We start from the raw sequence: 17,112 nt of genomic DNA, 5'->3' as shown, positions 1-17,112 counted from the left end.
ATCACATTTGTCGAGGGACCATAACACCGTCTATTTCGTGAATAACTCCGTTGCATTGGTACGAATCCGCATTTATAATTCTTGCTGAATTACCAAAGTCGTCCGTTAGGATAATATCAGTTTCACTCATCGTGGCCACAATCTCCTTACCTTGTACCGTAGTGAAAACAGCACGACCATTTCCCCTACACATAGCTCTAAGTATATGGGAAGCCGTAAATTTTCCTGCAACAATATGATAAGTAAGCAGGGCCGTTAAATCTTCCCTTTTCTCCGGGTCTAAAAGTAGGGCCACTTTTCCTATGGAGAATTCCTCAAAAGCTTTATCCGATGGCGCAAATACGGTGAAAGGACCATCGTAGCCCAAGGTGTCCTCTAAATCCGTTGCCTTTATTACGGTTGAAAGGGTCTTATGGTTTAGAGAGCTTTCAGTATTCTTTATTATGGATTCCTGAGGGTCCATCTTGGTAAATCTCGTTTCTGTGACTATTGAAGTATTTCCTTGGGCTAGGGATAAGAATGAAGAAAACAGGAAAAACAAGGGCATAGCAGGGGCCAAACATTTCATAGGTTCAAAATTTCGGGGCGTTAAAACAGGTATTGAAGAAACGTAAGGTTTCCTCTTCAATATATCAAAATCCTGAGGCTTTTCTGTTAATATGAACCTTTCTCGATATAAATTAACATAATATTAACAATATGCTTGTTCCGTGCGAAATTTTTGAATTGGGAAATGTTTAAATTTGATACAATTGCTAAAAGAAAAAGAATGTTATTAAAAAGAACCAACATCGAGGAACAGCTCGGCAAGACCCTAAAAAATGCCGCAGATTCCCAAAAAATTTTGGATGAAGTCTTTCACATCCTGGAAGAGGACAAACAAAGAACGGAACGGATATATGATAGTTTATCCGGTGGTAAAACTACTGTTATCAATCACTTCGATTTCGATTTGCTGGATACAAAGAAAATTTACCATTTATCCCAAATCAAGACGATTTGCATCGAATATCGCCTCCGCTTTTTGGATTCAAAGTATTTTAAAGGCGAGATTCCCGGTGAAGCGATTTCCAAAATCAAACAATTGGAAAAAGCGCATGGGATTGAAATCAAAGGTTTTAAGATCATTGCCCCTTCCAAGCTTTTTAAATTGGCGGACAAAAACGACCCCTTGCTTTTCGTGCCGATAGGCAACGACTACTTTTACCTGATTCACAAATGGGGTAATGATTTACACCCCTTTAGGAGGGCCCTTATGTGGCCGTTTAAGAACATTATAAACCTGACCCTCTTGGTCTTGGCGGCCAGCTATTTGGTAACCCTTTTGGTCCCTAATGGATTGTTTTCAAAATCCAGTTCCAATGCCGAATTTTGGATCATCTACTTTTTTATGTTCAAATCTATTGCTGCGGTGGTTATTTTTTATGGCTTTGCCTTGGGAAAAAACTTTAACACGGCCATTTGGAATAGCAAATACTTTAATGCCTAGTTCTATTTTGGTTTATGATACAAAAAGAAATGCCCCTTTGAAAGGGGCATTTCTTTTGCGATATCAAAAGATTTTATTCCACAAAAATCTGAAAAGGCACTCCCTCCAAGTCCAAATTGTCAATGAATTCCGGATCGGGTATAGGCTTAATTCTCAGAAGGCCGCCCTTACCGTCATCTGAGGATTTTTTATATCCTATCAAAATGAGCCCGTTCTCCTCGTCATAACTTACCATTGAAGTACGTTCAATTTCAAATTCAAAATCCCGTTGTTCCTGTGTGAGGAAATTTTCAAAAGCATAAAGTATCGCCAAATTTTCGTCAAAATCATAAACGGCCGGAATAAAAGGATACATGCTATTGGAACCTGATAGCATTTCGTAGTACATTTTACCACTAGCATCAAAATATTCGAAATCGGATTCCATAAAATTAGGGGCCGTATCTTCATTGTACTGGGTATATTCAAAAGACATGGAAGCACTATCCAAGGTGGTATGCAATTCATCATAGCTTACGATGACATCCATTTCCGGGGTTTTAAAAATACGGCGTACATCAAAGCCCAAATCCATTTCATGTATTAACAGATTTGTATTCATGTCCATTACAGAAAGGGCATATTCGTCCGTTATCTCCTCATCCAGGGTAAGTATGAACAACCGGTTATTGGTTACTAGCATCTGTACAGGCTTTTTATCTAGCTCAATATCCGTAAATTCAGATTCATCGGAATCCAGGTCCAGTATGCGTACAAAATAGGCCGTCTCCTTGGAAGTAATCTCCAATTGGTAGGCTACAAAAAAAGTATCTGCAGAACGCGCAATGGCATTCGCCGAAAGACTACAATCTCCAAGGTCTGTAAAAATTTCCATTTCCCCGGATTGATCCTCCTTAAAATCATAGATCATAATCCTTCCCTCGCAAGGGGTTTTCTTTTGATACAGGCCTAAAAGATGGCCGTCCGTATAGGTGAGTTCCGGAAATGTAACATCTGGAAAGGGACTATCGGCAGGGTTTACGGTAATCGCCTCGCTGTCCGCATTTAATAAGATGCTTTTAAGAGTCCCCTCTTTTTGAAGAAGTAGGGTATAATCTGCTTTTATCTCCGGTGAATCGGGTGGGTTCTCCCCATTCAAAGTTCCTCCGTCCTCTGTTTTGCTGCAGCCAATTACGACCCAGCATGCCCATAGCATACAAAAAATCTTGTAGGTCTTCATGATGTAGGATTTGGGGTCTACAAAACTACACCGGTACCGTGTACATCTTTTCTCGTTGTTCCCGTATAGTCTTGTCCGACATATATTCATCAAACGTTAAATATCTGTCAATGTTGCCTTTGGGGGTCAATTCTATGATTCTATTGGCAACTGTTTGGGCAAACTCATGGTCATGGGTAGTAAAAATGACGGTTCCCTTGAAATTTTTGAGTGAGTTATTGAAAGTGGTAATACTTTCAAGGTCCAAATGATTGGTAGGTTCGTCCAACAACAACACATTGGCCCGTAGCATCATCATCCTGCTGAGCATACACCTAACTTTTTCCCCACCGGACAATACGGTACTTTTTTTTAGGGCTTCTTCCCCACTAAATAGCATTTTTCCCAAAAATCCTCGAACAAACACTTCTTCTCGTTCTTCCTCGGTCTTAGCCCATTGCCGCAACCAATCTACTAGATTGATATCCTCGACAAAGTACTCTGAATTATCCACCGGCAAATAAGATTGTGTGGTAGTAATACCCCATTGAAATGTTCCGTGTTGCGCTTTTCTGTTTCCGTCCAAGATTTCATAAAAAGCCGTGCTAGCCCTGGAATCTTTTGAAATCAGTGCCACCTTGTCCTGTTTGGCCAAGTTGATATTGACTTTTTCAAAAAGGATTTCCCCATCCTCTGTAGAGGCCGCTAAGTCAGCAATGTTCAATATCTGGTCCCCCGCTTCACGTTCCCTTTCAAAAATAATGGCAGGATACCTTCGGCTAGAGGGCTTTATATCGTCTACCTTAAGTTTAGACAACATTTTCTTTCGGGAGGTAGCTTGTTTACTTTTAGCTACGTTGGCGCTAAACCGGGCAATGAATTCCTGCAATTCCTTTGCTTTTTCCTCTGCCTTTTTGTTCTGTTGCGCCCTTTGCCGTGCAGCTAACTGACTACTTTCGTACCAAAATGTATAATTGCCCGAATACAAATTTATTTTGCCAAAATCTATGTCTGCGATGTGGGTACATACAGCATCCAAAAAATGACGGTCATGGGATACTACGATTACAGTATTTTCATAATCCGCCAAAAAGTTTTCCAACCATTGAATAGTGTCGTAATCCAAATCGTTGGTAGGCTCATCCATTATCAGTACATCCGGGTTGCCAAAAAGCGCCTGGGCCAAGAGCACGCGTACCTTTAACTTGGAATCCATTTCGGCCATGGCCGTATAATGCAACGCCTCGGATATTCCAAGGTTGGACAACAAGGCGGCCGCATCGCTATCGGCGTTCCATCCATTCATTTCTTCGAATTGAACCTGTAGCTCCCCTATTTTATCTGCATTTTCATCCGTATAATTGGCATATAGGGCATCTATTTCCTGTTTTATGGCGAAAAGGGGCTTGTTGCCCATAACCACGGCTTCCAAAACGTTGAAATCGTCATAGGCATTATGGTCCTGTTCCAAAATGGACATACGTTTACCGGGCTCCAATTGTACATATCCCGATGTAGGCTCATTTTGACCGGAAAGTATTTTAAGGAATGTCGATTTTCCTGCTCCATTGGCCCCGATAATACCATAGCAATTACCCTGTGTAAAGGCTACGTTTACCTCATCGAACAAAACCCTTTTTCCAAACTGTACCGATAAATTTGATACGGATAACATAAGCTGTTTTTAAAAATTTTTTGCAAAAATAAATAAATTAATGGGTCTGGCACCAATCATCTTTTTAAACATGTCGTTTATCGATGACCTTAACGCAACTGTCTAATTTTTAACTCGCTATTAACAGCCTTGCGCATACCGGTTTCTTAATTTTGTTCGTTGCACAATAGATACTTTTATATGCCAAAACATTTACTTTATCTATTTCTTTTTGTGTTAGTGGGATGTGGCGTGACCGAAAAAAAATCGGACAATGTCTTTTTTGCGGGAGAAATTGTAAATCCCACAAGTGAATACATTGTGCTTTATAAGGGTGAGAGTCTCATAGATTCCGCCTTACTGGATGCGAACAACCGGTTTTATCTTGAATTGGATTCCCCAGAAAATGGTCTTTATCATTTTAAGCATAGTCCCGAATACCAGTATGTGTATTTGGAAAAGGGTGATAGTCTATTAATACGGCTCAATACCATGGACTTTGACGAGTCTCTCGTGTTTTCCGGTTCCGGGGATGAAATCAACAACTTCCTTTTGGAGCTTTTTTTGGCGCATGAGGCCGAAGAGCCCATGATTTACGCCATGTATCGACTGGAACCCCAGGAATTCCATCAAAAAATTGACTCCCTAAAACAATCCAAATTAGACCAACTTGGAATTTTAGTCGAGGAAGCGGATCTATCCGAAAAGGAAAGGGAAATTGCAGAAGCCAGCATAATCTACAACTACTATACCTATAAGGAAAAGTATCCTTTTAAGCACAAATCCTACACGGGCAATAGGGTGGTAGATAAATTGCCATCCGATTTCTATGCGTATAGGGAAACGGTCACTTTTGAAAATAATGACCTTACCTATCTAAGGCCCTATTACAACTTTATGATCAATCATATTGGCAATAGGTCCTTTATGAGTTGTTCCCAGAAATGTGGCATTAAAAACGATATGGTCCAAAACCACTTGCATTTCAATATGCATAAACTCAGTCTTATCGATAGCCTGGTGAAGGAAAAGGATTTAAGGGACAATTTGTTTCGCAACGTTGCATTTGACTATCTTCTACAAATCCATGATACGGAGGAAAATAATAAATCGTTCATCCAGGAATTTCATAGACTCTCCAGAAACAACAAGCATATTTCGGAAGTTGATGAGCTCTATGAGGGCATACTCAATATACAGCCGGATAAGGAGATACCGAACATCAATGTTTTAAACAGCGAAGGAGAACGTATTTCGCTTAAGGAAATTGCCAAGGATACCAAGACCGTCTTCTATTTTTGGTCCGGGACCGATAAAAGACATTTTGATAATATTACGCGGAGGGCGGACTATCTGTCCTCCAAAATGCCGGAATACAGGTTTGTTGGCATTAATCTAAAAACAGATGATGCCAAATGGAGGATTATGGTCGAAACCAGGAACTTGGACAAGACCAATCAATATAGGGCCGAAAATTTTGAGAAGGCCACAAAAGCCTTGGTCATCTATCCAATGAATAAGTGTATCATTACCGAAGATGCCAAAATTGTTGATGCCTTCTCCAATATGTATGCTTCTTCCCTGAAAAAAAGCCCTTGGAAACCGTGAATATTTCCAAAGGCCTTCTTTGTGTATCGTATCTGTAGGGTGACCTATCTTAGTTCCCTTTTTTATAATCCGCTAGAAATTTTTCAAGCCCTATATCCGTCAAGGGGTGTTTTAAGAGACCCTCTATTGAGGACAAAGGTCCAGTCATAACATCTGCCCCCAGTTTGGCACAATCTATCACATGCATAGTATGCCGCACGGATGCTGCCAAGATTTGGGTCTCAAAGCCATAATTGTCATAGATATGCCGGATTTCCGATATTAGGTTGAGCCCGTCCGTGGAAATATCGTCCAGCCTACCTATAAAAGGAGAAACGTAGGTGGCTCCCGCTTTTGCGGCCAGCAAGGCCTGTCCAGGGGAAAACACCAAGGTGCAGTTGGTACGTATGCCTTTATCCGAAAAATATTTTAATGCCTTTACCCCATCACGTATCATCGGAACTTTTACTACAATCTGCTCATGCAGTTCCGCAAGCTCCTCCCCTTCCTTTATGATACTGTCAAAATCCGTGGAAATAACCTCTGCGGAAACATCACCGTCCACAATGTTGCAAATATCCACATAGTGCTTTAGAATATTGTTCCTCCCGGTTATCCCTTCCTTTGCCATGAGGGACGGGTTTGTCGTTACACCATCCAAAACCCCCAACTCTTGGGCTTCCCGTATTTGGTCCAAGTTGGCCGTGTCTATAAAAAATTTCATTTGTGTTCTTGTTTATTCGTTATAAAAAACCTATTCAAAATGTTGTAATTACCAAAAGGCTAAAATTACAACTTATAATGATTAAGTAGAAGTTTCTCGTATACTTTATCCGGCAATAATTTCTTAAGGACCAGGGAGAATTTTTGCATAAAAGAACCAACACGATAATGTACCTTGGGGTTGTTGATTTTGATGATCCCCCATACTTTTTGGGCCACTTCCGCCGGGTCGCCTCCTTCTTCCACACCTTCGTTCATTAAGCTTAAGGTACGTCCATAGGCCTCCTTGTAAGGGGAATTCTCCAGTACTGGTGCGTGGTAGCGGCCAGAGGCAATATTGGTGGCATAATCCCCAGGGGCCAAATTGGTTATCCGTATCCCAAAACTCCTTGTCTCCATACGCATGGCTTCCATTACCAACTCCAAGGCCCCTTTAGTGGCGGAATAGACCCCTCTGTAGGGTAATCCCATATAACCGGCTATGGAGGTAATGTTTATAATGAGACCCGATTTTTGTTTTCGCATTTGGGGCAAGACGGCCTTGGCCATATGCAGGGGTCCGTTGAAATTGGTATCAAAGGCTTTTAAGATTTCTTCATGGGGAGTTTCTTCAACCGCACCTGTAATGCCTATTCCTGCATTGTTCACCAAAATATCCAACCGTCCCTCTTTTGCAATAAGTGCCCTTAATGCCATTTGAATGCTTTCCGCATCACGGACGTCCAACTCCAATAAATCAAAAGCCCTGAAATCCGGATGCTTTTCCGCATTTCTTGTAGTACCGTACACTTTAAGCCCCTTGGATGCCAAATAAGCTCCTATAGACTTTCCGATGCCGGAGGAACCCCCGGTAATCAAGACGACTTTTTGCTCCATAATGGTTGCAAATTAACAAATAAATATGGGTATTGAACAGGGAAAACAACGACCAAAATTCAGGGCATAGAAAAAGGCAAGCTACCTACATCGCACCGCTACGACCGTATACCCTTGCTGCGTTCCCACCCTGGGGGATTCTACAGGAGCTGGTCGTGTAGGACTTGCCTAACCGCAAATATACAACCTTTTAAACCTTTGCCAATTGTTTTAAGCTCTTAAATTATTGCCATAAATTAATCGGTATTCTAGGTTTGCTATTATTTTTGCCTGGACAAATGGAATTTTGACAATGGTGTACGGACTTGGAAAAATGTATCTTGCCCATACCATCACTGTCATCTACATTAAACTACAAAAAAGCAACGGAATGAAAGTTCTCAAGTTTATGACCATCAATAGTTTTTGGCTTCTTTTCCTGGCCTGTGGAAGTGGCAATACCAAGCCTTCCTCCCTGTTTGCCATAGAATTGGAGGGAAATAAATCCAAGTTTCAAAAAAACCAGACCGTCACCATTGCCTTAAGGAACAAAAAGGAAAAAACGATAAACCAGGTCACCTATTCTATAGATGGCAAAGAAATGCCCTTGACCAACAATACCATTACCTTGGATATCCCCACCTTGGGCAATAAGCTTTTAAAGGCCAATGTGGACTATGACGAAAGTTCCGTGGAGATTACGAAAAAGATAAAAGTCCTGGCATCCAATGCGCCCGAGATTTATACCTATGAGATTGTAAACGAATATCCCCATGATATCAATGCATATACCCAAGGTCTGGAATTTCACAACGACACACTTTATGAAAGTACGGGCCAAAAAGGTACATCCTGGCTACGAAAAGTAGATTTTGAAACTGGGGAAATTCTACATCAGATAGATTTGGATGACACCTATTTCGGGGAAGGCATTACAATTTTAAACGGAAAGATCTATCAACTTACCTGGCGCGCCGGAACCGGCTTTATTTACGACCTGAAGAGTCTTAAAAAGCTAGACAATTTCCAATACGGTAAAAGCAGGGAAGGCTGGGGACTGGCCAATGACGGAAAGAAAATATTCAAAAGTGACGGAACGGAAAAAATTTGGCTTCTAGACCCGGAAACCCTTACCGAGATTGGAAATATAGAAACGGTAACCAACAAATCCATCTTTAACATGGCCAACGAGTTGGAATATGTTGATGGAAAAATCTACGCAAACGTCTATCAGAAAGAGAGCATGATGATCATTGACGCGGAAAGTGGTGCCATTGAGGGTGTGGTAAATTTCGGTGGATTAAAGAAAAAGGTCACACAACATGAGAAGTTAAACGTCCTCAATGGTGTGGCCTACCATCCCACAAGGAAAACCTTCTTTGTAACAGGAAAGAACTGGGACAAACTTTTTGAAGTTAAAATCGTAAAGAAACAATGAGGTCCTTTGAAAAGACCATCACGGTGGCCCGAGAAGATTTGGACGACCTGAATCATGTGAACAACGTGCGCTTTGTTCAATGGATTCAGGATATTTCAAAGGAACATTGGCAAAAGGTAGCGACTCCTGAAATTCAAAAGGAGGTGGTCTGGGTGGTTATGAACCACAATATTACCTACAAGAATGCCGCAAAATTGGACGACATTGTTCGAATACGCACCTATATTGCCCAAAGCAAGGGAGCTACCTCGGTACGAATCGTTGAAATGTATAATGATGAAACAAATCTGCTTTTACTACGTTCCAATACAGAGTGGTGTTTATTAAATGGCAACACCCTTAGGCCCAAACGAATATCCCATGATATTGTTCAACTTTTTTCTAATTAGCGGGCTTTTCCATAAGTAAATGGAAAACAACAAGGCCATTGGAAACAAACCAAAGGATGCGTCCATACTTTTACCTCATAGCGTTACTTTCAACCATTGTGCTATGGACCTCATGTAGAAAGGACTTTGAATATGCCCCAAGTGCCGGTAATCTAGAGTTTTCCAGGGATACCGTTTTTTTGGATACCATTTTTTCGAATATTGGGAGTAGTACCTATTCCTTAAAAGTATATAACCCTACTCGGGACGATGTTCTGATTCCTTCCATTCGATTGGGACAAGGACAGGAAAGCGACTATCGTTTAAATGTGGACGGCATGGCCGGGAAGGAGTTTACGGATGTTTCCCTACTCGCACAAGATAGTCTTTTCATCTTCGTGGAGACCACATTCGATATTTCAAATACCAATGAAACCAGCTTCCTGTATACGGATGCCATTCTATTTGATTCAGGTAGCTTTTTACAGGAAGTGCAACTGGTCACTTTGGTCAAGGATGCCGTTTTTTTGTTTCCCGGCACTTTGTCCGATGGCACAACGGAAACCATCACCGTAGGGTTGGACGCTGATGGAAGGGAAATCAAGGTCGAAGGTTTTTATCTTTTGGATAACCAACTCAACTTCAGCGATGAGAAGCCCTATGTGATTTATGGGTACGCCGCAGTACCTGCTGATAGACAACTTATCATAGATTCAGGTGTCCGGGTCCATTTTCACAAGGACTCTGGTATTTATGTGGCAGATGGTGCCGCTATCCAAGTAAACGGTGCCCTAAGTGAGGATCCCACTTTATTGGAAAATGAAGTTATTTTTGAGGGAGATCGGCTGGAGCCCGAGTTTTCGGATACTCCAGGACAATGGGGTACTATTTGGCTAGGTCCCGGAAGCAACAACAACCTCATTGATTACTTAACCATCAAGAACGCAACGGTAGGTCTATTGGTAGAAGGCGACGGAGTTTTGCAATCCACAACCCTTACGCTAAACAACGCTCAGGTGCACAATAGTGCCAATATCAATCTTTGGGCCAAAAGTGCCTCCATTATCTCGGAAAACACGATCCTGGGCAACGCAGGAAGCACATCCCTGTATTGCAATCTCGGAGGCCGTTATACGTTTGCCCATGCCACCATTGCCAATTATTGGACCGAAGGATTTAGGGAAGGGGCCGCTTTACAAATCGATAATTTTTCCCAAGTACTATCGGCAGATCTTACTGAGGCCTCATTTATAAACTGTATTGTCGATGGCAATATGACGCTAGAACTTTTCCTCAACAGTAATGGCACCAATGCATTCAATTTTTCCTTTAAAAATTGTTTGGTGAAATTCAAGGATGACAACGGACAGTTTGCCCAAAATCCCTTGTACGATTTTGAAAACGCCGATATCTATGAAGAAGTACTGCTAAATCCGGATCCGGATTTTTTAAATACGGGCAGCAACGATTTTAGAATTGGGGAGTTGTCCGCAGCAAAGGACACGGGCGATTTAGAAGCGGCCCTTACCGTTCCATTTGACATAAGGGGGTCTAATCGTACCCTTGATCCGGATATTGGCGCCTATGAAAGTATTACCCCTGATTGATTTGTAGGGGCTCTCCGTCAATTGAAAGTCTTTTCTTTCAAAAAACTCATTTTCAACGAATTATATACAAAAACCTCATTTTTTATAAGGTTTTTCTACAATCGATTATGGGTAAGTATCACTAATTTGCATTAAATTATCTTGGCCCGTGGAGTATACCTATGCCATAATAGATTCTGATGCAACTTCCAATTTGCAGCTACAGCATTATTTGGATGAATATGGTGATTTTAGCTGTACCGCCATGGCCAGGAATGATGATGAAGGATTAAATGCCATCTTAAAGTTTTCCCCAGATGTGGTGTTCATTAATCTTAATGAAAAAGCCCGTTCTTTCTTTAGAATGGCCATGGAATTACACCAATATGTGGAACAGATTCCCATAATTATTGGTATTTCAAAAACCAAGGATTACGCGTATGAGGCTATTAAGAACAGTTTTTTTGACTATTGGCTTCTCCCCTATAACGAGTTTGACATCCGCAAATCGCTACTTCGACTCAAAAAACGAATGCCAAAAGAAGCGGAGCCCCAAACCATCTGCCTAAAATCCTATTCCGATTTCCACTATTTGAATACGGATGACATCCTTTACCTCCAGGCGGACAACAATGCTACGGAATTTGTCATGAAGGATGGTTCCGTAACCAGTGCCTTTAAGACCTTAAAGACCTTTGAAGGCCAATTGCCCCGAAATTTTGTACGGATCCATCAGAGCTATATAGTTAACACCGATTACATTTCTAGGATCAATTACGGTAAATCCATTTGTGCCCTGCGATCTGGGCAACAGCAACTCCCCTTTTCCAAGTCCTACAAACGGAATATTGACGGCTTAAAAAAGCTACTTTCAAAAAACACCGTTTCTGCATTAAACTGAAAAAATCCTCGCAGATTTCGGTTAAATACTCGCAAAAGCCTGCCGTTTACTAGCATTTAACGTTTCACAAGCCGCTTGCCTACCCGCTTTATTAGTTTAGCAACATAATAATTTATAACCATTTAAAATTTTAGAAGATGAAAAAGGCAGCAAGTATTTTAGCGATTGCGCTAATGGGAATGGGAATGGTTTCCTGTGAAAATGATAATGCGATGGAAGAGACACAGGCATTATACGAGACTTTAAACGAAGATGCTAGTGATTCGAACAGTACGAAAAGCGACCCAAGGGATTAAATTGTTGTATTTATAAAAATTCGCGCCTCAAATGGAAACGTTTGGGGCTTTTTTTTTACCTTGTATAGGGCAGGTTAAAATGCAGCCAAACATGATATGCAAGTATGTCTTACTACTGGGTGCGGTCTTCTTTATTTCCTTTATCAATCCGCGGGATTCTACTCCTGAGGAAAATCCGGCAGTTCTGTCAACCCAAGATAGTATCCTGACCTGGATTGAGGAAGGGCGAAACTCCACGTATACCAGGGAAAAACGGGCAGATTTCCTGAGAAAGGCCTATGGCGAAGCGAAAAGAGAGGTCAAAGACTCCCTTAAGACGAAATACTTTTCCCGACTTTCCCTAGCCTATCAACAATTACCGGATTCTATGCTATTTCGGGAAACCAATAGAAGAACCCTTCAATTGGCCCAAAAGACCAAAGATTCCGTGGTTCAGGCTGAGGCCAACTGGGATTTGGCTATATTTTACAGAAGTACCGCCATTCCCGACAGTTCCTATTACCATTTTGCTGAGGCCCATAAATTGTTCAAGGCCCTCAACAATGATTTTTTTGCAGCCCGGATGTTGTATAACATGGCGGTGGTACAGGCTGACGTAAAGGATTATACAGGCAGTGAGATTACGACGATACGGGCTATAGAGCTATTAAAACCTTTGGATAAATACCGGCAACTCTACAATTGCTATAATAATTTAGGAGTGATAACAAAAGATTTAAGGGAATACCAAAGGGCGATTAGTTATTTTGACATGGCCTTGGATTATCTATCAAAGCTTGACGAAGAAAACACGTTAAATTACGAAATACTGAACAATATTGGAACTGTTTATCAGGAACAGGATTTGCATGAAGAGGCCATCTCTTATTTTCAAAAAATAGTTGAATCCGATGATTTATTCGAAGAAGATAAAAGTCTTTATGCACTGGCACTAAACAATATGGCCTATAGCAAACTACAGCTTGCTGAATATAATGAATTACCATCTTTGTTTGAACGTGCTATTGGGATTCAAGATAGTCTTAGAAATATTGTAGGCCTTTCCTTAAGCTATTACAACATGGCCGAATATTATTTGTCTAAGGGTGATACCGTACAAGCCATGACTCAAGCCCAAAAGGCCAGAACTTATTCGGAACAGAGTAGCAACAATGAGCGCCTCTTGCAGACCCTACAACTCATGGCCCGTTTAGAACCTAAAAATGCATTGCAATATACCCAGCGCTATATGGTCTTAAACGATAGTCTGATCCAAGAGGAGCGCAAGGCCCGCAACAAATTTGCCCGTATCCGTTTTGAAACCGACGAGTTTATTGCGGAAAACGAAATTTTGACCCGGGAAAAACAATTATGGGCCGGGATAGCCGTTGGGCTTCTGCTTTTGGGATTGGCCATTTACATCATAGTAGATCAGCGCGCCAAGAACCAAAAACTGCGTTTCCAGCAGCAACAGCAGGCCAGTAACCAGGAAATATTCAATTTAATGCTTTCCCAGAAACAGAAAGTGGAGGAAGGCAAAAAAATGGAACAAAAACGTATTTCCGAAGAATTGCATGATGGTGTGCTGGGCAAAATGCTCGGGGCCCGCATGCTACTTACCGGGTTGAACAAAAAGGCGGACGAGGACGCCATTGCGCAACGGGCAAGGGCCATCTCGGCCTTACAGGAAGTTGAGGGCGAAGTCCGGTCAATTTCGCATGAATTAAGCCACGCCGCTTATCAAAAAATCCATAACTTTATACATTCCATTGAGGATTTGCTAAAGTCGTTACAGGAAAACACGAGTATAGCGCATAATTTTCGCTATGATGATGCGGTAGATTGGGATGGGCTTACGGGAGACATTAAAATCAATCTGTACCGTATGGTCCAGGAAACGCTTCAGAACAGCGTAAAGCATGCCCAATGCAAGAACGTTTCCGTGGATTTTGCAAAGCAAGGAGACGACCTACTGATTACCATTGCCGATGATGGCCAAGGTTTTAGTACCAAAAGAGGTAAAAAAGGTATTGGAATGCGCAATATAGCATCGCGTATAGAAAAATTGGGAGGGTCTTGGGATATTACCAGTGTGAAAGGAAAGGGCACTACGGTATTGTTCAGAATCCCTACAGAAGAGCCCAATACGTTTGAATCAAATAATGAACAGAGAGAACTGGAAGAGGTAAAAACTGCATAGGAATCATGAAGTACGTTCGCATTTTGGCCATAGATGATCACGAGATGACGCCTTTAGGCTATAAATATGTCCTCGAGGACAAGGATTTGGGCGGTTTTCAGGTAAAGATGGACGTAGCTTCCAATTATGAGATGGGAGAGGAAGGCATCCGGTCCTCCGCTAGGGGGCTTAAATACGATATCATTTTGCTGGACATTCGCCTGTTCCCCACGGAATCCCATGAACCACGGAGTGGTGAGGACCTCGGGATTTTAGCACGTGAACTGGTACCGGAAACCAAAATTGTGTTTATGTCCTCCTTTAGTGACAACTACAGAATCAATAGTATATTCGCCTCGGTGAATCCGGATGGCTATATGGTTAAATCGGAAATCGACGAAAAATCCTTGATTGCCATGGTACAGACGGTCATCACCAACCCGCCGTATTATTCGGCCAGTGCACTGTCCGCAATAAGGAGAAAAATGGCCAATGATGTCATTTTGGACGAGCAGGACAAAAAAATACTCTATTATCTTTCCATAGGAACACGTACCAAGGATATTGGCCAATTGATATCTGCAGCCAACACTACTGTTGAATCGAGAAAAAGGCAGCTAAAGACCTTATTTGGCGTAGAAAACGGAAACGACTTGTCCTTGGTGGAAGAAGCCAAAAAAAGGGGTTTCCTATAGCGCCCTAGTTTTATTAAATTCTTCTTTATTGCAAAATACTGGTTTTCAGTATTTTAAAGAGAAACCTGTTTGCATCTACAAAAACCTCTTTTTTTATAAGGTTTTTTTGTGGTCATAACCAATGGGTAAAAAGTAACTTTGATTGAATAAGCTTCTTTTTTCCGATTGCATATGTCGTTTCATCTGGACAATTTTAGGGATAACCCTCATTTCAAATTCAATAAGGATTTTCAAATCCGGGGACTGGAATCATTTAAGAATGATTTGGAAAAGCATTTTTTTTCAAAAGCCGGTGTATGCAATTATATTTCGGATAAAAATGAATCCCTATTGGCCATTGAATTGAATTGCAACCTCACCTTGGTAGAGCTGTTGTTCTATTTCAATCGGGGGGATTGGGGAAAGGAAGGGTTCCTTGCCAGCCATTTGCGGCATTTGGCCAAAACAAATGGCACAGTTGTAGACGTTGATGAACTTTCCATACTTCTTAAGGATACTTCCATTGTCATTAATAGGATCTACGACCAAAGCATAGCCCAGCAATTTGAAAATATCCTTACTGAAATAGCACATCACTATGTACATTTCACCAAGGGGCTGTCCGAGGTACCTTACGAGATTTTTGTTCCTGTATTTGAAGAGACCAATTTGGAAACCAACACTTCGTTTTTGAATATGGCCCATGGGAACAATTCCAAAAACGATTATTTCAAGTATTGGGGTGTTTATTATCTATCCCAGGACGACCCTTCCATCTATGACTTGGAAAGCTTATCCTTGATTTCGGGAGACCTATACATGCTGAATCATTAAAAAGGTTCTAGGAGGCATTGAACAATGCCCTTCCCTGCATCAATGCATGTACTTTTTCCTTAACCTTTTCTACTTTACCACCATCTTCAGGGTTCAGAATAACTTCGTCAATAAGCTCCACAATAGTGGCCATATCATTTTCCTTTAGGCCCCTGGTGGTAATGGCAGCTGTACCAAAACGTATTCCGGAAGTCACGAATGGAGACTTATCATCAAAAGGTACCATATTTTTATTTGCAGTGATGTCCGCCTGCACTAAGGCCTTTTCGGCATCCTTACCCGTAATATTTTTGTTGCGCAGATCAATGAGCATCATATGGTTGTCCGTTCCGCCGGAAATAATGTGATAGTCCTTGGCCACAAAAGCCTCTGCCATAGCAGCTGCATTTTTCTTCACTTGAAGCATATACTGCAAGAACGAGTCCGATATGGCCTCCCCAAAAGCAATGGCCTTGGCCGCTATGATATGTTCCAACGGTCCACCCTGATTGCCAGGAAATACGGCTAAATCCAAAAGTGCCGACATTTTCCTAAGATTTCCGTTTTTTAGTCGGATTCCAAAGGGGTTCTCAAAATCATGCCCCATAAGAATCAACCCGCCCCGGGGACCACGTAAGGTCTTGTGGGTGGTTGTGGTAACAATATGGCAATGTGGGATGGGGTCGTTCAAAATACCCTTGGCTATTAATCCGGCGGGATGCGCAATATCTGCTAATAAGAGGGCATTTACACTGTCTGCTATTTCCCTGAATCGCTTAAAATCCATGTCTCTGGAGTATGCGGAAGCCCCTGCGATGATCATCTTAGGTTTTTCACGGTCCGCTATTTCCTGTATATTATCATAATCCAATCTACCCGTTTCCTTATCCACCCCGTAAAACACGGGATTGTACAAACGACCGGAAAAATTTACCGGAGACCCATGGGTAAGATGTCCCCCATGCGAAAGGTCAAAGCCCAATATGGTGTCTCCCGGTTTCAGACAGGCATGATAGACCGAGGCGTTTGCCTGCGACCCGGAATGTGGTTGAACATTGGCATACTCCGCTCCGAAAAGTTCCTTGGCCCTGTCAATGGCCAATTGTTCAATTTGATCTACTATCTCGCAACCTCCGTAATAGCGTTTCCCAGGATAGCCTTCGGCATATTTATTGGTCAATACCGATCCTGCGGCCTCCATGACCTGCGGGCTGGTAAAGTTCTCCGACGCAATAAGCTCAATTCCATTGAGCTGGCGTTCCTTCTCGGCCTGAATTAGCTTAAAAACCTGATCGTCTCGTTGCATATTGACATCCTTTGTTAAATGAGGCGTAAAAATACAAATTGCACCCCGTTCAAGTGCATAAAATAA

16 protein-coding genes and 1 other RNA gene are annotated in these 17,112 nt (G+C 41.7%); 10 read left to right on the top strand and 7 right to left on the bottom strand.

The genetic code is table 11. The features are described from left to right. Position 1: 1 nt before the first annotated feature. On the bottom strand, positions 2 to 568 hold the full coding sequence (locus Q0993_RS19710; protein ID WP_299536510.1) for a fasciclin domain-containing protein: 567 nt from the start codon (positions 566 to 568) through the stop codon (positions 2 to 4). A gap of 201 nt (positions 569 to 769) precedes the next feature. On the opposite strand from Q0993_RS19710, the gene Q0993_RS19705 reads away from it, so the two are divergent. Beyond that, positions 770 to 1,489 carry a hypothetical protein gene (locus tag Q0993_RS19705; RefSeq protein ID WP_299536508.1) on the top strand — a complete coding sequence of 240 codons (720 nt, stop codon included), beginning with the start codon at positions 770 to 772 and terminating at the stop codon, positions 1,487 to 1,489. Between the two features lie 73 nt (positions 1,490 to 1,562). Here Q0993_RS19705 and Q0993_RS19700 read toward each other — a convergent pair whose 3' ends face one another. Both Q0993_RS19700 and Q0993_RS19695 read right to left on the bottom strand, forming a co-directional pair. Continuing rightward, complete coding sequence (locus tag Q0993_RS19700) at positions 1,563 to 2,708, bottom strand: hypothetical protein (protein WP_299536506.1); 1,146 nt, start codon at positions 2,706 to 2,708, stop codon at positions 1,563 to 1,565. Positions 2,709 to 2,733: 25 nt separating this feature from the next. Next, positions 2,734 to 4,362, bottom strand: a complete 1,629-nt coding sequence (locus Q0993_RS19695; RefSeq protein ID WP_299536504.1) for an ABC-F family ATP-binding cassette domain-containing protein — start codon at positions 4,360 to 4,362, stop codon at positions 2,734 to 2,736. A gap of 180 nt (positions 4,363 to 4,542) precedes the next feature. On the opposite strand from Q0993_RS19695, the gene Q0993_RS19690 reads away from it, so the two are divergent. Continuing rightward, positions 4,543 to 5,949: a transaldolase gene (locus Q0993_RS19690; protein WP_299536502.1), complete on the top strand. Its 1,407-nt coding sequence runs from the start codon at positions 4,543 to 4,545 to the stop codon at positions 5,947 to 5,949. A gap of 49 nt (positions 5,950 to 5,998) precedes the next feature. Here Q0993_RS19690 and fsa read toward each other — a convergent pair whose 3' ends face one another. The 3 genes from fsa to ffs form a co-directional block, all read right to left on the bottom strand. Then, positions 5,999 to 6,652, bottom strand: a complete 654-nt coding sequence (fsa, locus tag Q0993_RS19685) for a fructose-6-phosphate aldolase (protein ID WP_299536500.1) — start codon at positions 6,650 to 6,652, stop codon at positions 5,999 to 6,001. Between the two features lie 65 nt (positions 6,653 to 6,717). Continuing rightward, the gene (locus Q0993_RS19680; protein WP_299536498.1) at positions 6,718 to 7,527 is read right to left on the bottom strand and encodes an SDR family oxidoreductase; all 810 of its coding nucleotides are present in this window, start codon (positions 7,525 to 7,527) and stop codon (positions 6,718 to 6,720) included. Between the two features lie 71 nt (positions 7,528 to 7,598). Then, positions 7,599 to 7,697: signal recognition particle sRNA small type (ffs, locus tag Q0993_RS19675), an RNA gene on the bottom strand. 200 nt (positions 7,698 to 7,897) lie between these two features. Between ffs and Q0993_RS19670 the strand changes: the two genes are divergently transcribed. The 8 genes from Q0993_RS19670 to Q0993_RS19635 all read left to right on the top strand — a co-directional run bounded on the left by Q0993_RS19670 (position 7,898) and on the right by Q0993_RS19635 (position 15,761). Continuing rightward, a complete protein-coding gene (locus Q0993_RS19670) occupies positions 7,898 to 8,944 on the top strand; it encodes a glutaminyl-peptide cyclotransferase (RefSeq protein WP_299536496.1) in 1,047 nt (348 codons plus the stop codon). Continuing rightward, complete coding sequence (locus Q0993_RS19665; protein ID WP_299536494.1) at positions 8,941 to 9,333, top strand: acyl-ACP thioesterase domain-containing protein; 393 nt, start codon at positions 8,941 to 8,943, stop codon at positions 9,331 to 9,333. Before Q0993_RS19670 ends, Q0993_RS19665 begins: the two co-directional genes overlap by 4 nt. Before the next feature lie 56 nt (positions 9,334 to 9,389). Further along, on the top strand, positions 9,390 to 10,919 hold the full coding sequence (locus tag Q0993_RS19660; protein WP_299536492.1) for a hypothetical protein: 1,530 nt from the start codon (positions 9,390 to 9,392) through the stop codon (positions 10,917 to 10,919). 148 nt (positions 10,920 to 11,067) lie between these two features. Next, complete coding sequence (locus Q0993_RS19655; protein WP_299536490.1) at positions 11,068 to 11,799, top strand: LytTR family DNA-binding domain-containing protein; 732 nt, start codon at positions 11,068 to 11,070, stop codon at positions 11,797 to 11,799. Between the two features lie 137 nt (positions 11,800 to 11,936). Continuing rightward, on the top strand, positions 11,937 to 12,095 hold the full coding sequence (locus Q0993_RS19650; RefSeq protein ID WP_299536488.1) for a hypothetical protein: 159 nt from the start codon (positions 11,937 to 11,939) through the stop codon (positions 12,093 to 12,095). A 91-nt stretch (positions 12,096 to 12,186) separates the two neighbouring features. Then, positions 12,187 to 14,274: an ATP-binding protein gene (locus Q0993_RS19645; RefSeq protein ID WP_299536486.1), complete on the top strand. Its 2,088-nt coding sequence runs from the start codon at positions 12,187 to 12,189 to the stop codon at positions 14,272 to 14,274. Between the two features lie 5 nt (positions 14,275 to 14,279). After that, positions 14,280 to 14,948, top strand: coding sequence for a histidine kinase (locus Q0993_RS19640; RefSeq protein ID WP_299536484.1), 669 nt, complete (start codon positions 14,280 to 14,282; stop codon positions 14,946 to 14,948). Positions 14,949 to 15,119: 171 nt separating this feature from the next. After that, positions 15,120 to 15,761: a hypothetical protein gene (locus Q0993_RS19635; RefSeq protein WP_299536481.1), complete on the top strand. Its 642-nt coding sequence runs from the start codon at positions 15,120 to 15,122 to the stop codon at positions 15,759 to 15,761. 7 nt (positions 15,762 to 15,768) lie between these two features. On the opposite strand, the gene glyA is transcribed toward Q0993_RS19635, so the two are convergent. After that, positions 15,769 to 17,046 carry a serine hydroxymethyltransferase gene (glyA, locus tag Q0993_RS19630; protein ID WP_299536478.1) on the bottom strand — a complete coding sequence of 426 codons (1,278 nt, stop codon included), beginning with the start codon at positions 17,044 to 17,046 and terminating at the stop codon, positions 15,769 to 15,771. Positions 17,047 to 17,112: the final 66 nt, after the last annotated feature.

It is taken from the genome of Ulvibacterium sp. (genome assembly GCF_028285715.1).
Classification (GTDB): Bacteria; Bacteroidota; Bacteroidia; order Flavobacteriales; family Flavobacteriaceae; genus Ulvibacterium.
This window is presented reverse-complemented; position numbering and strand designations above follow the sequence as displayed.

What these genes read in the sequence shown, in the direction of transcription:
- Q0993_RS19640 (WP_299536484.1), top strand. Translation starts at nt 14,280, where the DNA reads ATGAAGTACGTTCGCATTTTGGCCATAGATGATCACGAGATGACGCCT.
- Q0993_RS19645 (WP_299536486.1), top strand. Translation starts at nt 12,187, where the DNA reads ATGATATGCAAGTATGTCTTACTACTGGGTGCGGTCTTCTTTATTTCC.
- Q0993_RS19705 (WP_299536508.1), top strand. Translation starts at nt 770, where the DNA reads ATGTTATTAAAAAGAACCAACATCGAGGAACAGCTCGGCAAGACCCTA.
- Q0993_RS19670 (WP_299536496.1), top strand. Translation starts at nt 7,898, where the DNA reads ATGAAAGTTCTCAAGTTTATGACCATCAATAGTTTTTGGCTTCTTTTC.
- Q0993_RS19650 (WP_299536488.1), top strand. Translation starts at nt 11,937, where the DNA reads ATGAAAAAGGCAGCAAGTATTTTAGCGATTGCGCTAATGGGAATGGGA.
- fsa (WP_299536500.1), bottom strand. Translation starts at nt 6,652, where the DNA reads ATGAAATTTTTTATAGACACGGCCAACTTGGACCAAATACGGGAAGCC.
- Q0993_RS19680 (WP_299536498.1), bottom strand. Translation starts at nt 7,527, where the DNA reads ATGGAGCAAAAAGTCGTCTTGATTACCGGGGGTTCCTCCGGCATCGGA.
- glyA (WP_299536478.1), bottom strand. Translation starts at nt 17,046, where the DNA reads ATGCAACGAGACGATCAGGTTTTTAAGCTAATTCAGGCCGAGAAGGAA.
- Q0993_RS19710 (WP_299536510.1), bottom strand. Translation starts at nt 568, where the DNA reads ATGAAATGTTTGGCCCCTGCTATGCCCTTGTTTTTCCTGTTTTCTTCA.
- Q0993_RS19700 (WP_299536506.1), bottom strand. Translation starts at nt 2,708, where the DNA reads ATGAAGACCTACAAGATTTTTTGTATGCTATGGGCATGCTGGGTCGTA.
- Q0993_RS19665 (WP_299536494.1), top strand. Translation starts at nt 8,941, where the DNA reads ATGAGGTCCTTTGAAAAGACCATCACGGTGGCCCGAGAAGATTTGGAC.
- Q0993_RS19695 (WP_299536504.1), bottom strand. Translation starts at nt 4,362, where the DNA reads ATGTTATCCGTATCAAATTTATCGGTACAGTTTGGAAAAAGGGTTTTG.
- Q0993_RS19660 (WP_299536492.1), top strand. Translation starts at nt 9,390, where the DNA reads ATGCGTCCATACTTTTACCTCATAGCGTTACTTTCAACCATTGTGCTA.
- Q0993_RS19690 (WP_299536502.1), top strand. Translation starts at nt 4,543, where the DNA reads ATGCCAAAACATTTACTTTATCTATTTCTTTTTGTGTTAGTGGGATGT.
- Q0993_RS19635 (WP_299536481.1), top strand. Translation starts at nt 15,120, where the DNA reads ATGTCGTTTCATCTGGACAATTTTAGGGATAACCCTCATTTCAAATTC.